This is a genomic window from Larkinella terrae (assembly GCF_009668025.1).
Lineage (GTDB): Bacteria > Bacteroidota > Bacteroidia > Cytophagales > Spirosomataceae > Larkinella > Larkinella terrae.
This window is the reverse complement of the sequence record NZ_WJXZ01000006.1, coordinates 267,660-281,588: the sequence shown is the minus strand read 5'-3', so window position 1 is coordinate 281,588 and position 13,929 is coordinate 267,660. Positions and strand designations below refer to the sequence as shown.

The window sequence follows — 13,929 nt, the reverse complement described above, 5'->3', positions numbered from 1 at the left end:
TTTCCGCATACCAAATGAAGGATTTATCAGAAAAAGGGTGGAAGAAATTCCACCCTTTTTGCATAATAATAATTATATTTCAGCTTCCTATCTTACTACTCAATTCAACCTATTCCTATGCGAAAAACGTTTATTAAGCTTCTCACATGCTTGTTTGTCACCACATGGTTGATCGGGGTTTGTTTCTTCCCGGTTTTGGCCCAATCGGGTCGAAAAGTCAGCGGTACAACCAGACTGGGCATTGACAACACGCCCCTGCCCGGCGTCAATGTCCTCATCAAAGGCACCCAGATCGGAACCACCAGTGATGACAACGGGCGGTTTTCGCTCGACATCAGCGGAACCAATACCGTGTTGGTATTTTCATACATCGGGTACCAAACCGAGGAGGTAACTGTCGGCAACCGCAGCACCGTCGATGTTACTTTAACCGAAAGTGCGGAAACGCTGCAGGAAGCCGTCGTCACCGCCCTCGGCATCAAACGCGAAGAACGCTCGCTCGGGTATTCGGTTGGGAAAATCGACGGCAAGGACCTCACGCGCGTCGTTCAGGAAAACGTCCTCAACAGCATAGCCGGGAGAGTGTCCGGGGTTACGATCAACCAAACCGGCGGAACGGGTTCATCGGTCAGCATGGTAATCCGGGGTGCTAAATCGCTCAGTAACGACAACCAGCCGCTGTTCGTGGTCGACGGCGTTCCGCTGGCCAACACGCTCAACAACGTCAGCCAGATCGGAACCGACAACCGCGTGGATTACGGCAACGCCATCTCGGGCCTGAATCCCGACGACATCGAAAACATTTCCATTCTGAAAGGACCCAGTGCAGCCGCCCTGTACGGCACCCGCGCCGGCAACGGGGTGGTGCTGATCACGACCAAAAACGGCTCGAAAGTGAAGAAAATGACGGTAACCATTTCGTCCAACACAGTTTTTGACCAACCGTATAAGTTTCTGAAATGGCAGACCAGTTTTGGTCCGGGGCAGTATTCGGCCATTCCGGTTTCGGTCAGTAAAAACCCCTTGACCAACCCTTTCGGCAAACTGATTCAGGAGGAAATTGGCGCGACTTACGGCGCGGCTCTGGACAAAGGCTACGAGGAAGTGCAATGGAACAGCCCGCTCGACGCCAACGGAAAACCAGTTCCGATGCCGCTGGTGTCGCACAAAAACAACGTCCGGAATTTTGTACAAACCGGTATTACCACCACCAACGGCATTTCCATTGCCAACAGCAACGACCAGATCACCTACCGGATTTCGTATTCGAACATGCGAAACCGGGGCATCATTCCGAATTCGGACCTGTTCAAGAATACGCTGAATCTGAGCACGTCGGTGAAGCTCAGCAACCAGTTGCACCTGAGTACCAACCTGGACATCAGCCGGAATAACTCGAACAACCGGCCCGCTGGAAACCGGGGGGCAAACCCGTTGCAGGCTGCGTATAACATTTCCCCCCACATCGACATTCGGGATCTGCGAGATTACTGGATGCCGGGCCAGGTTGGCTTCCAGCAACGAACGCCGTACAACGGGCTTTACAACAATCCTTATTTTCTGGCGAACGAAATCAACAACGGTTTTACCCGCGACCGGCTTTTCGGTAACATCAAAGCCGACTGGCAGATCACGAAGGACCTGAGCCTGATGGGCCGGTATTCGCTCGACACGTATTCGGAAGAGCGGGAAACCAGGATTTCCAACAGCTACGTCAACGACCCGCGCGGAGCTTACGGTTTGATCAATATAAAACCGTTTGAAAGCAACATCGATTTTCTGGGTACTTATAAGAAAGAGTTCAGCAATTTCGGCGCAACTTTCTCCTTGGGTGGCAATTACCGGTACCAGAAAGGTTCGAATGTAACGACCGCCAGCCGGCCCGGAACCGGTCTGATCGTGCCGGGTGTGTTCACGATTCAGAACATTGCCCCAGCCAACCTCGACTTCAACAGCACCCGGTATGAGCGGGTCATTTACAGCCTGTATGCGCTGGCAAATCTCAGTTTCAAGGAGATGGTTTACCTGGACCTGACCGCCCGAAACGACTGGTCGAGTACGCTTCCGCCTTCCAACCGCTCCTATTTTTACCCCTCGGCTTCGCTGAGTGTGTTGCTGAACGAAATGCTGCCGGTTTCCAACGCCATCAGTTTGCTGAAACTCCGGGCCGGGGTGGCGCAGGTCGGGAACGATGCCAATCCGTACGCCCTGCTCAGCACCCTCGAAAACGCCGGAACCTGGGACGGCATTCCGCGCCTGAACGTACCGGGAATCCTGCTGAATTCGAGCTTGAAACCGGAAATTGCCACGTCGAAAGAATTCGGGCTGGACCTGAATCTGTTCCGAAACCGCCTGCGGGCCAGCGCCACGTATTACAATTCGGAAAACCGCAACCAGATTCTGAGCTCCCTTCTCCCGCCCTCTTCCGGTTATACTTCCAAGAACATCAATGCCGGTTTGCTGATCAGCAAAGGGTTTGAATTTTCGCTGGGCGGAACTCCGCTCGAAAAAAATGGCTGGCGGCTGGATGTGAATGCCAACCTGACTCGCAACCGCACAACCATCAAACGATTGGCCGACGAAATCCCCTATTTCACCCTCTGGACGGATGCCAAAGGCGGAGCCTGGACGTACGTGGGCGATGAAATCGGTGATATTTATGACTCCAAAGTCGTGACGGTCGAAGATAAGAATTCGCCTTACTACGGCTACCCGATTCTCGACCAAACCGGTAAATGGCAGGCCATCGATGCCATCAACACAAAGAACAAAATCGGCAATTTTAACCCCCGGTTTATTTTGGGCGCCCAAACATCGCTATCCTACCGTGGTTTCAGCCTGAACATGAGCTTCGACTGGCGGAACGGTGGGGATTTTGTCTCGCAAACCTACCGCTATGGCGAAGAAGACGGACGCTCGCAATTGTTTCTGGATAAACTAATCAATCCCAACGGCCTGACCGGCGACGCTTTACGTAATTATTTAGTGGCCAACCAGGACAAGATGATTCTGATCAACGGCAACAACTTTCCGCTCGTGGGCGGACCAACACCCGATTACGGCGGGTATCCGTTCAAATACGGTCCCTACACGCTGCCCCACGGCGGAGTCTTTATTCCGGGCGTGCTGGCGACGGGCTACGATGAAACCGGAAAGCCGACAGGTTACAAAGAAAACTTAGGCGGCCCCGGAACCTTGATTCTGCCTTTTGCGGGGGCCACTTCCTGGGCGTTTTCGCGGGCGGTGATGTTCGATGCGTCGTTCCTGAAACTCCGCGAAGTGTCGTTTGGCTACGATTTACCGCAGGGCCTCGTGAAACGGCTACGAATGCAAAACGCAAACGTTTCGGTGTATAGCCGCAACATTATTCTGTGGACGGCGGCCAAAATCGGCATTGATCCGGAAATGGCTTATCAGCCCGAAGCAGGTGTGCAGGCATCCGGGATTCAGTTCAAGCAAGGCATTGAACGCAACAATGTCACGCCCTGGGTCATTCCGGTAGGTTTCCGTCTTGGTTTAACTTTTTAAGCAACCCGATCTTCTGAAAACATGAAAATCGCAGCCAATAAACACATCGCACTCGTTTGCCTTTTCGCCCTGACGGTTTTTTCGTGCCGGGATTTGACGGAGGTAAACCGCAATCCAAATGGCGTGGAGCCAACAACGGCTCACCCCAATCTGGTGTTATCGACGGTTCTGACCGAAACCGGTAAAGCGTTTGTCAATCTGGGTTATCAGGACATCGCCGGGGTGATGCAACACACGCAGAAAGACGGCTGGGCCGGTTCGCACAACGAATACGACTGGGGCGGAAGCCAGAGCTGGAGCGGATATTACGACATTCTGCGGAACAACCAGTACGTCTACAACCGCTCGGTCGAACTGAATTTCGACCTGCACCAGGGCATTGCGCTGGTCATGAAATCGATGGTGTTTGGGCTCATTACCGATCTGTGGGGCGACGCGCCGTACAGCCAGGCCCTCAAGGGTGCAACCGGTGGGGCGGAAAACACGTTTCCGGTTTTTGACACGCAGGAGGCCATTTATACCGGTATTCTGGCCGATCTGGATAAAGCCAACACCTTGCTGTCCAAAGCCAAAAATGCCTATAACAGCACCGCCGAATCGGCCGATGTCTATTACAAAGGCGACCCCGCCAAATGGCGAAAACTGGCCAATTCGCTGTCGCTGCGGTATTACATGCGGCTTTCGTTGAAAAAACCGGATGTGGCCAAAGCTGGTATCGAAAAAATCATCGCCAATGCCACTCAATATCCGATTATCACGACTTCGGCCGATGATGCCGCCATGCCGTTTGCCGGAAACAGCAACTCCGATTCGTGGCCTGCCAATGCAACCTATGATGTCACCGAAAGCAATTACCGGCGGCTAAAAATGAGCGATACATTCGTTAAAGCGCTGCTGGCGGTGAGTGATCCCCGATTACCGATCTGGGCCAATAAAGTGCAGATTCCGCTGGTCGTGGATGCCACATTGCCCGCCGGAACCGACAAAATTGTCGATGGCAAACGCTATCTGTCACCGGATAAAGTGGCGGGCAAGGAAGTGAATACGGATCCCAATTACGTCGGTTTGCCCACCGCCATTGTCGGCGGAGCAGCCTACAACCTGAGCCCCACCGCCGAACAGGCCGCTAAAAATCCGCACGTTTCGTGGCTGAACGATATTTACAGGGCGGCCAAAGGTCCGTTGCTGAAAGCCCGGCTGATGTCGGCGTCGGAGGTGAACTTTATTCTGGCCGAAGCCGCGCAGAAAGGCTGGGCCGCGGGCGATGCCAAAGCCCGTTACGAAGCCGCCATCAAGGCATCGCTGGAAACCTGGGGCGTTGCCGGTTCTTACGCCACGTATATTGCCCAGAAAGGCGTTGCCTACAACGGAACGCAGCAGCAAATCATTGAACAGAAGTGGATTGCGAGCTGGACTGCCGCCACCGAAGCCTGGTTCGATTACCGCCGGACCGGTTTCCCGGTTTTGAAAAGCGGCCCGAATTCGAAACGGAAAGTGCTGCCCGTCCGGTTTTATTACATGCTCGACGAACGCAACCTGAACAAAGCCAATTCCGATGCCGCCCTGGGCCGCCTGGAATTGACGCCCAATTCCGAAGCTGATGGCAAAAACAGTCCCTGGTCGAAACCGTGGCTGTTGCAGGGCACCGGAAAACCGTGGTGATAGCCTGAATGGGCGAGAAAAGAGTATAGACAAGAGAGAAAAGATACGAACACCCGTGATGATTGCCATTTGTTCTCTACTCTCTTGTCTATGTTCTCTTGTCTTGTTTAAATAGCTCCATGAAAAAGGTCCTTTTCGTTGGTTTTATTTTAATACTTTCTGCGTATTTCGCTCACGCCCAGCCATTTCGGGCCGGGGCGGCTTTACGGGTGATTACGCCCAATCCGTTACTGCCCATTTCGGGCGGAATTGGTACGCCGAAAAAAGCGACGGAGAAAAAGGGTGATCTGTTCGTCCGGGCGTTTGTGCTGGAAAAAGGAACTACCCGAATCGCCATTGTCAGTGTTGATAACCTGGGCTGGCCGTCGGTTTTGGGAAATAAATCGCGGGCGCTGATCAGAAGCATCCCGCCCGGCAACGTCCTGATCGGAGCTACGCACACCCACAGCGGACCGGATGCCTACGGTTTTCCGGATCAGTCGGGGAAAGCCCTGGCCGATTTGCCGTACCTTGACCAATGTGTTAAAAAAATCGCCGAAGCAGTAGAGGAAGCCGTGGCTAAACTGCAACCCGCGACCCTGAAAATTGCGGTTGGTGAGGCCAAAGGCAAGATTGCTTTCAACTATTACGCCGACGAGTTGTACGATCCGCGCTGCGGAGTCATTCAGGCCCTTTCCACTGCCGGAAAACCGATCGTTACGCTGGTTAATTATGCCATTCACCCCGAAGTCATCGGCTCGGGCCGGGGGATTCTAAGCCCGGATTTGTGCGGTCCGCTCTACGACAAAATCGAGTCAAAAACCGGCGGAATGGCCATTTTTATGAATGGGGCGCAGGGCGGCATGGTGACTGCGGACGTCCGGCGCGAGGGCGGCACCGAAGCCAACACCTGGGAAGAATGCATCCGGATTGGGGAGTTACTCGGCGAAGAAGCCCTGCGGATTGTTGGTCCTGCGAAGGTGCTGGAAAATCCATCGCTTTACTGCGCGAGTCGGTCCATTGAGTTCCCGATTGAGTCGGACATGATGAAATACATTCTCAAAAATTCCCCGCTGGGCTACAAGCTGAACAGTTCCGACAAAGTAACCACCCAACTGAACCTGCTGAACATCGGCCCCGCGCAAATCCTGAGCATTCCGGGCGAAGCGTTGCCCAACATCGGTTTTTACGTCAAACGTCACATGAACACCAAATATCCGTTCCTGTTTGGCCTCACCAACGACGCTTTCGGTTACATGCTGACCAAAGTCGACTTCAACAGTTTCAAGCGGTACGATTACATCAGCCGAACAAGCCTCGGCGAAATGACCGGTGAAATTTACATCGAACAGGCTTTAAAATCAGTCGCCGAAAGTCCCAAACCGGAACAATAACTTCTCTCAACTTCATTCATCAAAAACCGTTTAAAGCACCCAAACATCTAAAAACTAACAATTCCAATGAAACGATTCATAACCCCACTGATTTTACTTCTAACGCTGACGTTTCTGTCGTTTGATTCGCCCAACAAGAAGGCTGTAACGCCGGAAACCGCCCTTCAAAATTATTTGAATAATGACGATAAATCGTATAAATGGGAATTGAAAGATTCCTTCGACGTAGGCGACGTAAAAGCCTATAACCTGCTGCTTACTTCCCAGAAATGGCGTGAGTTTACCTGGCGGCACCAGGTGACGGTTCTGGTCCCGAAAGAGAATAAATACGATGGTGCATTGCTGTTTATTACCGGCGGTTCCAACAAGGCAGAACAACCGAACTGGAATGACAAAGGCAAAGACGACAAAGTGGTGCAGGGTCTGGCCGGAATCGCCCTTAAAAACAAAGCGATCGTAACCCTACTGCGCCAAACGCCCAATCAGCCGTTTTTCAATAACCTGACGGAGGATGCGCTGATTTCGTACACGCTCCATAACTTCAAAAAAGATGGCGATTATACCTGGCCGCTGCTGTTTCCGATGGTGAAAAGTGCGGTGAAGGCGATGGATGCGGTACAGGAATTTTCGAAGCAGACATTGAAACACGACGTTAACCGGTTTGTGGTTTCAGGAGCTTCCAAACGCGGTTGGACCACCTGGCTGACCGGCGCAAATGACAAGCGTGTAACGGCCATTGCACCGATGGTTATCGATATTTTAAACATGCCGGTGAGCCTGGATTATCAGGTAAAAGTATGGAAGGAATATAGCGTTCAGATTGAGGATTATGTCAAATTGGGTATTCCGCAGGGAGCGCGTACGGAAAGCGGAAACGCCATCAATACGATGGTCGATCCGTATTCGTATCGTAAGAATTTAACGATGCCGAAGATGATTTTTATGGGCACCAATGATGAGTATTGGGTAGTGGATAATATCAAAAATTATTACGACGATATTCCGGGTGACAACATGATTCATTACGTGCCGAATGCGGGCCATAGTCTGGGCGACGGCAAGTCGGCATTCGAAGGACTGGGTGCGTTCTTTGGCATGACAATGGCGAAAAAGTCGTATCCGATTTGCAAGTGGAATGCCACCAGTACGAAAAAAGGCGTCGATGTATCGATCAAAACCACCTCGGACGCGCTGGTCGATGTGATCGTGTGGTCGGCCAATTCAACCGATACGGATTTTCGGAATGAAACCTGGACCAGCAAAAGCCTGGGCCTTAAAAACAAATCAAAAGTGGAGGTTTCCGAAGCGTTTCCGGCCTCGGGCTACCACGCCTTTTATGTGGACCTGAAATATGCCGATCCGAACGGCGGAACGTACACCGAAAGCACCCGCATGTTTGTGTCCGACAATGACGAGGTGTTTTTGAAACCGAGTTCGATTTGAGCCTCTTGTCTTTTAGCCGCTGACAGGGCTTTCAGCCACTGTCAGGGCGAGAAACCCTGACAGCGGCTGAAAGCCCTGTCAGCGGTTTCGAAGCCCCTCTTCACCATCAAGACAGTTAAAGACCATCTGTCAGCGGTTTCAAAGCAGCCCATAAACCTCCCATGAAACGTTCCCTTTTTCTCCTGTTTAGTCTGGGGAGTATCCTTTTGGGTACCTCCTGCCGAACGGATTCCCAACCCGCCAACACTTCTGTAAAAACCGTTATGGATGATGCCGTAACCCGGCTTTACCAGACGCTGAAACCGGAACAACTCGACACGATCAGCCAGTCGTACGTGCTCGGTTTTCTGACGGAAGCTGAGAAAAAAGTGCTGGCCACGCAGTACCTTACTTTTGAGGTCGATGTGCCGGTGACAGTTTCGCTGATGCGGCATCAGGATCAGAAAGTGCTGCCGTTCTGGCTGGAAAACAGCGGTTTCAAAAAGACTGATCTGGTCGTCAAAAACGAAGAATATACGTATGAAGTCTGGCAAAAAGCGTTCGACGCCGGCAAAATAGAACTGGGAATCAACGGGTTCGATAAACACCGCCCGGTTTATTTCATCAGCATTGGGCCGCAAAAACCGGGAGAGCCGATCCGGATTTCCAGGGTTTTCCCGGCCGCCCAAACCCTCGACACTTTGCGGATCGGGGCGTTTACGTACCACGACTGGAGCGACCTGACCCTGACTGAAGTACCGGAACCGTTGCGCGGGCAAACCCTGTTTCAAACCATTCGCGGCCGGGCGCGGGAAGCGCATCTGGTGGGCGCATTTCGGAAAACAGCGACACCTTCATCCGATCAACCCGATCAGATTTTGCTGACCTGGAGCGGTGACCCAACGAGCACGATGGATGTGCAATGGAGGACGGCAGCAACGGTTTCGGAGGGCCTGGTGCAGTATTGGCAAACGGGTACGACGGACACACTTTCGAAAACCGCAATGGCTTTTCGGATGGAAGATCGGCTGCTGCAAAATGACCGGTTTGCGAATCGGTTTACGGCCCGGCTTTCCGGACTAAAGGCCGGGGGTTCGTACGGCTACCGGGTCGGTTCGAAGTCTGGCAATTGGTCGGAACCGGCGTCGTTTACAACGCAGTCGGCAAAACCGGACGGTTTTTCGTTTATCTGGTTTGGCGATACGCACAAATCACCGGACTGGGGTTCATTGGCCCGGAAAACACTCGCCCGTCACCCCGAAATCGCGTTTTATTCCATTGCTGGGGATTTGGTCAGCACCGGTTTGCACCGCAACGAATGGGACGAACTCTGGCAGTATTCCGGCGGAATATTCCGGCAAAAACCGCTTCTGCCAATTCCCGGAAACCACGATAGCCAGGACGGTTTGGGCGCGTGGATGTACCAGGAAATGTTCAGCTTACCCAAAAATGGTCCCCAATCGAAAGACGTTCCGGCAGAACAAACCTATGCCTTTACGTACCAGAATGCACTTTTTCTGATGATCGATGCGACCTCGCCGATCGAAATTCAAACCGCCTGGATCAGGGAGCAACTGGCGAATTCGAAAGCCGACTGGAAGTTTGCCTTTTTCCACTTTCCGCCTTACAATTTTGAGGAAGATTACAAAGACATCCGCCGGGAGTGGTGCAGCCTCTTTGACAACTACCACGTCGATATGGTCATGAGCGGCCATGTTCATTATTACCAGCGCACCAAGCCGATGTTCGCCGAAAAGCCGGTCTCCTCCCCCGCCCAGGGCACGATTTACACCATTTCGATCGGCATTCCAAGTGAACACGAAGTCTGGCCGGATGAGCCTTACGCCCAGGTCCGGTTCAAAAACGGACCTTTGTATCAGCACCTGAAAATCGACGGAAAGACGCTAGTTTACAAAAGTTTTGACAAGGACGGAAAATTGAAAGATGAATTGAAGATTGTGAAATGACCCGGCGATTACAGCAACCCCAACAAGCGATCGTCAATCTGTAAACGTTCATGGCGAATTACTTTTACCTGGTCGATTTCCGGATGATGAGGATTAATGAGCAGGTTCCGTGACCAGGGCATGACGGCCGAAGGAACTGAAAATGCCAACGGTCCGCCCGGAGCCAGCCAGGGTTCCAGAAACCGCTGAACGGTTTCCGTATACGGAACACTGTTCCACGTAAGGGGCAAATCAGATTCTGTAAAATGGTGGATGGCTGAAGTGTCAGGAACAAGTAATTCAACCATTTGAAAAGGTGGTAACAAATCCAACAAGCTTTTTTCAAGATGAACCAGCATTTCCAGCAGCGTGAGTTCGGGAGAAAAACCGGTATAAACCAGTGGAACATCAATAGCATTCCAACGGCCACCTTCCAACGCGGCACCTTTCCCAGATAGCATCGAATCCAGGTATTTTTCTTTCGTAATTCGGTAGACGAGCGGCATAATCAGGCAGAACCGGGCGGAAACTTAGAAAACCCCGTGTTCCAGACGGGTCAGAATGGCGTCAACCAGCCGGTAGCCGGTTGCAGTATCCAGCGTGGCAAGGGGAGTGGCTTCGGAACCGGGGTCATCTTCGGAGGTTAATACCCGAAGCGGTTGCCGCAACCATCGATTGAATTTTTGCTGATCTTCGAATACATCCAGGCCGTGGTTCGTCAGGTTTTTTAACAAAGCCAATCGTTCAGATGCCACCGAGTCCAGTTTATCGCTGGCTTGACGACGTTGAAAAGTCCGCAGGTTCATGGCCAGCAATGTGGCCATTTCCTTTTCGGTCAACGACAATTGAACGGCCAGTTTGGCGGCCTCAGCCTGGAATACGCCGACACGTGCCTGCCGAATAATACCGGCGAGCGGAGTCGATGGCCTGGATGATGACGATTGAAGGCTCAATTTGTACGATTTCGATTATTTGACGTAAATATATGTGACATTTGTCGTTTTTTATTCATTTCAATGATGAAGATTTATTTTCTTTCGTTCTGCCTTCTTTTTCCTTTGTCAATTTTTGCCCAAACCGCCATTTCCGCGCACCGCGGTTCTTCACTTACCGCGCCCGAAAACACGCTTGCTACGTTCCGGGCGGTTTTGGAAATGCCAGTCAACTACATTGAAATCGACGTTCGGACGACCAAAGACGGACAACTGGTGATTCTCCACGACGGCAATCTCGACCGGACGACGAGCGGTTCCGGCCCGGTCCAACAACTGACGCTGGCCGAAGTGAAGCAGCTCTCGGCGGGAAAAGGGTTTAGTCACCAATTCAAAGACGAGCGCGTTCCAACGCTCAAAGAAGTCTGCCGGTTGATCCGCGACTGGAACGCCAACCGGGCAGCCAAAGTGAATCTGTACGTCGATTGCAAAGCCGTGGCTCCTCAGCAACTGGTGGACGAACTAAACGAGTTTGGCGTGCTGGCCGATGCGGTTTTTTACGGCTCCGATGGTTTTCTGGCGTCCTTAAAACAGGTTGAACCCCGGGCCAAGTTGATGCCGTCGCTCAAAAGTGCGGAAGAATTACCGGGCAAGATTGAAAAGCTCCATCCGTATGCGTTCGACGTTCGCTGGTCGTCACTTACCAGTGAGTTGATACAGCAGATTCATACTCAGGGGATTCAGGTTTTTTCGGATGCACTCGACTTTTTTGAGAATGCGGATCAATATAAAAAAGCCGCCCGCATGGGCATCGACGTCATTCAGACGGATTATGTGCAAAAGGTGAATCAGGCGCTGACGGAATTGAAATCGGGAAAGTGAATTGGCACGCGCCGGAACGGGAATTGTATACGTAATCCCAACTATCGTGGTGTCAGTTACAGGGTTTGATCCTGTTTTTTTCGGAAGTGCATTGGTCCGACCAAGCCAGAAAAAATTAGTTGAAAAAAATGCGTACAATAAACCATAGCCGCCGATAGATTGCCGCTAAATTTGCTTACTTTCCAGTTGTAAAGTTTTGGTAACAATACGAAACTGTCTAAATTTTATAATTTTCCTTATTCGCTTTACCCCCAACCCCCTGAAGGGGGCTTTGAGACGCCGATGTAAGCCCCCTTCAGGGGGTTGGGAGCAAACTGAAATAAAAGAAAATCTGAATTTTAGACAGTCCTTATGAAGCGGCCGGTTTTCCTTTTGCCAATTCGCTCAATGACGCTTTTTCTGAAGCTCCAACTCGATTTTGCTAGCAGGGAATGGAAGCCGTTTTCCGGGATCAGTGGGCGTACCCGGCGGTTTTTACTGCTTCCTGCTCTCCTGGCGACTTACCTAACCGGCCTGGCGCAGAATCCGCAGTATCTGAAACTCCAGCCCCACAAGTTGCTGTATGCCGATACGGTTTACCGGGAAGCCATCGCGAAGAACGACTCGTTGCTGCTGGCCGAAGCCTATTATCTGTATGGCAAGACGTACGGCGCGTCGGGCGATAAAGTGACTGCCCACCGCTGGTATCTGAAATCATTAAAAATTCTCGAACCACGCGGAGATTCGTTTGAATTATGCCGATTGTACATTCGGATCTATGAATCACAGGTTTCGTATGAGGAGTCATGGCGCTATATACTTCTGGCCCAAGGAATTGCCCAACGCCTGAATTCGTACAAAGCCTGGGTGCGGGTGTATGGATCACGTTCCAACTTTTACACAATTGACTGGTCCGAGGGCGGGCTGAAACCCCATTTACCCAAACCCCGATTCGACAGTGCCCTGTACTATTTGCACAAAATCTCTCCGCTGCTGTATAAACACCGAGACACCAATAGCATCGTCGAGAATATGATGGGCATTGGCCACATCCATAAAATTTTAAAAAAGCCTGAAACAGGAATCAAGTATCTGACAAATGCGCTCAAACTGGCAACGATACGGAATGAAGAAGGACAAAAAATGAAATTGATGATGGATTTGGCGGATGGCTACCTGGCCATCGGACAACCCCAGAAAGCCTGGGTTTTTCTCACACAGGCACAGAAACTATACAACCGCAGCCCATTTAATGATTTCTTTATCCGGGGCAACTTTGAAAACCTTTATTACACCTATTACCGCTTAACGGGCCATTGGAAACAGGCCCTGAAGCATAGCGAAAACCTTCGGGAAATCGAACGGAACGACTTCGTCACCGAACGAAACGCAGCCGTTTCCCGGTTAAATATGGAGTTCAAGGCCGAGCAGAAGGATGCGCTCCTGAAAGCTCAGAAGAACGAACTGGCGCTGCGGACGGAAACGCTCCGCGCTCAACAGCGCCTGACCTGGGCCGTGTCGGCTCTCTTGCTGGTTGCCGCCGTGCTTTGTACCGTCTTTTTCATTCTTTACCGCAAAAACCGTCGCATCAGCATCCGAAACGCCGAACTGGTGAAAGAACAGAACCACCGGGTCAAGAACAACCTTCAGGTGGTGTCGAGCCTGCTCAATCTGCAATCCCGGCAACTCGTGGACGAAACCGCCAAAAAAGCCGTCGAAGAAAGTCAGCTTCGGGTTCAGGCAATGGCCATTCTGCACCGCCGACTTTACGACGGCGACGGTTTGGTGACGGTCAATCTCGATGAATTTATTCAGGAACTGGTGACCAGCGTCATCCGAACCTTCGGTTATTCCGAAATCCGCACGGTTTTTGATCTGGCTCCCGTTGAATTGTCGGCCAACGACGCCTTGTCGCTGGGATTAATCGTCAACGAGTTAACCACCAATGCCTGTAAATACGCCTTCCCGGATCACCCGGACCCGGTTTTTCAGATTGTTGGAGAGAAGCAGGAAAATGTGCTGAAACTGACCATCGCCGACAACGGGCCGGGTTTGCCCGCCCAAGCAGGCATTGACGACAGCCTAACCCAACGGAAGACGTTTGGCATGCGCCTGATTCAGATTCAGGTCAATCAGCTCGCCGGCGTCGGGCGGTTCAGTTCCCAGCCCGGAGTTCGATTCGAAATGCAGTTTAAAATTTAATGT

At 51.7% G+C, this 13,929-nt stretch carries 9 protein-coding genes; 7 read left to right on the top strand and 2 right to left on the bottom strand.

The annotated features are described in order from the left end of the window. Positions 1-117: 117 nt before the first annotated feature. The 5 genes from GJJ30_RS11860 (at position 118) to GJJ30_RS11840 (ending at position 9,952) form a co-directional block, all read left to right on the top strand. Positions 118-3,528: a SusC/RagA family TonB-linked outer membrane protein gene (locus GJJ30_RS11860; RefSeq protein WP_154175368.1), complete on the top strand. Its 3,411-nt coding sequence runs from the start codon at positions 118-120 to the stop codon at positions 3,526-3,528. Positions 3,529-3,549: 21 nt separating this feature from the next. Next, positions 3,550-5,190, top strand: coding sequence for a SusD/RagB family nutrient-binding outer membrane lipoprotein (locus tag GJJ30_RS11855; RefSeq protein ID WP_154175367.1), 1,641 nt, complete (start codon positions 3,550-3,552; stop codon positions 5,188-5,190). A gap of 119 nt (positions 5,191-5,309) precedes the next feature. Next, a complete protein-coding gene (locus GJJ30_RS11850; protein ID WP_154175366.1) occupies positions 5,310-6,563 on the top strand; it encodes a hypothetical protein in 1,254 nt (417 codons plus the stop codon). Between the two features lie 66 nt (positions 6,564-6,629). Beyond that, on the top strand, positions 6,630-8,006 hold the full coding sequence (locus GJJ30_RS11845; protein WP_154175365.1) for a PhoPQ-activated pathogenicity-related family protein: 1,377 nt from the start codon (positions 6,630-6,632) through the stop codon (positions 8,004-8,006). 161 nt (positions 8,007-8,167) lie between these two features. Further along, the gene (locus GJJ30_RS11840) at positions 8,168-9,952 is read left to right on the top strand and encodes a purple acid phosphatase family protein (RefSeq protein WP_154175364.1); all 1,785 of its coding nucleotides are present in this window, start codon (positions 8,168-8,170) and stop codon (positions 9,950-9,952) included. Between the two features lie 8 nt (positions 9,953-9,960). Here the strand turns inward: GJJ30_RS11840 and GJJ30_RS11835 are convergent, their stop codons facing one another. Together GJJ30_RS11835 and GJJ30_RS11830 are read right to left on the bottom strand one after the other, a co-directional pair. Further along, entirely contained in the window at positions 9,961-10,437 is a 477-nt protein-coding gene (locus GJJ30_RS11835) for an RES family NAD+ phosphorylase (protein WP_154175363.1), read from the bottom strand. Between the two features lie 24 nt (positions 10,438-10,461). Beyond that, positions 10,462-10,884, bottom strand: coding sequence for an Xre family toxin-antitoxin system antitoxin (locus GJJ30_RS11830; RefSeq protein ID WP_154175362.1), 423 nt, complete (start codon positions 10,882-10,884; stop codon positions 10,462-10,464). 63 nt (positions 10,885-10,947) lie between these two features. Here GJJ30_RS11830 and GJJ30_RS11825 point away from each other — a divergent pair, with 63 nt between their 5' ends. Beyond that, positions 10,948-11,745: a glycerophosphodiester phosphodiesterase gene (locus tag GJJ30_RS11825; RefSeq protein ID WP_154175361.1), complete on the top strand. Its 798-nt coding sequence runs from the start codon at positions 10,948-10,950 to the stop codon at positions 11,743-11,745. Between the two features lie 387 nt (positions 11,746-12,132). Next, a complete protein-coding gene (locus GJJ30_RS11820) occupies positions 12,133-13,926 on the top strand; it encodes a sensor histidine kinase (RefSeq protein ID WP_170299172.1) in 1,794 nt (597 codons plus the stop codon). The last annotated feature ends 3 nt before the right edge of the window (positions 13,927-13,929 follow it).

Excerpts from the sequence above, each read along its gene's own strand:
- GJJ30_RS11820 (WP_170299172.1), top strand. The coding sequence starts at position 12,133 with ATGACGCTTTTTCTGAAGCTCCAACTCGATTTTGCTAGCAGGGAATGG.
- GJJ30_RS11835 (WP_154175363.1), bottom strand. The coding sequence starts at position 10,437 with ATGCCGCTCGTCTACCGAATTACGAAAGAAAAATACCTGGATTCGATG.
- GJJ30_RS11860 (WP_154175368.1), top strand. The coding sequence starts at position 118 with ATGCGAAAAACGTTTATTAAGCTTCTCACATGCTTGTTTGTCACCACA.
- GJJ30_RS11850 (WP_154175366.1), top strand. The coding sequence starts at position 5,310 with ATGAAAAAGGTCCTTTTCGTTGGTTTTATTTTAATACTTTCTGCGTAT.
- GJJ30_RS11840 (WP_154175364.1), top strand. The coding sequence starts at position 8,168 with ATGAAACGTTCCCTTTTTCTCCTGTTTAGTCTGGGGAGTATCCTTTTG.
- GJJ30_RS11825 (WP_154175361.1), top strand. The coding sequence starts at position 10,948 with ATGATGAAGATTTATTTTCTTTCGTTCTGCCTTCTTTTTCCTTTGTCA.
- GJJ30_RS11845 (WP_154175365.1), top strand. The coding sequence starts at position 6,630 with ATGAAACGATTCATAACCCCACTGATTTTACTTCTAACGCTGACGTTT.
- GJJ30_RS11855 (WP_154175367.1), top strand. The coding sequence starts at position 3,550 with ATGAAAATCGCAGCCAATAAACACATCGCACTCGTTTGCCTTTTCGCC.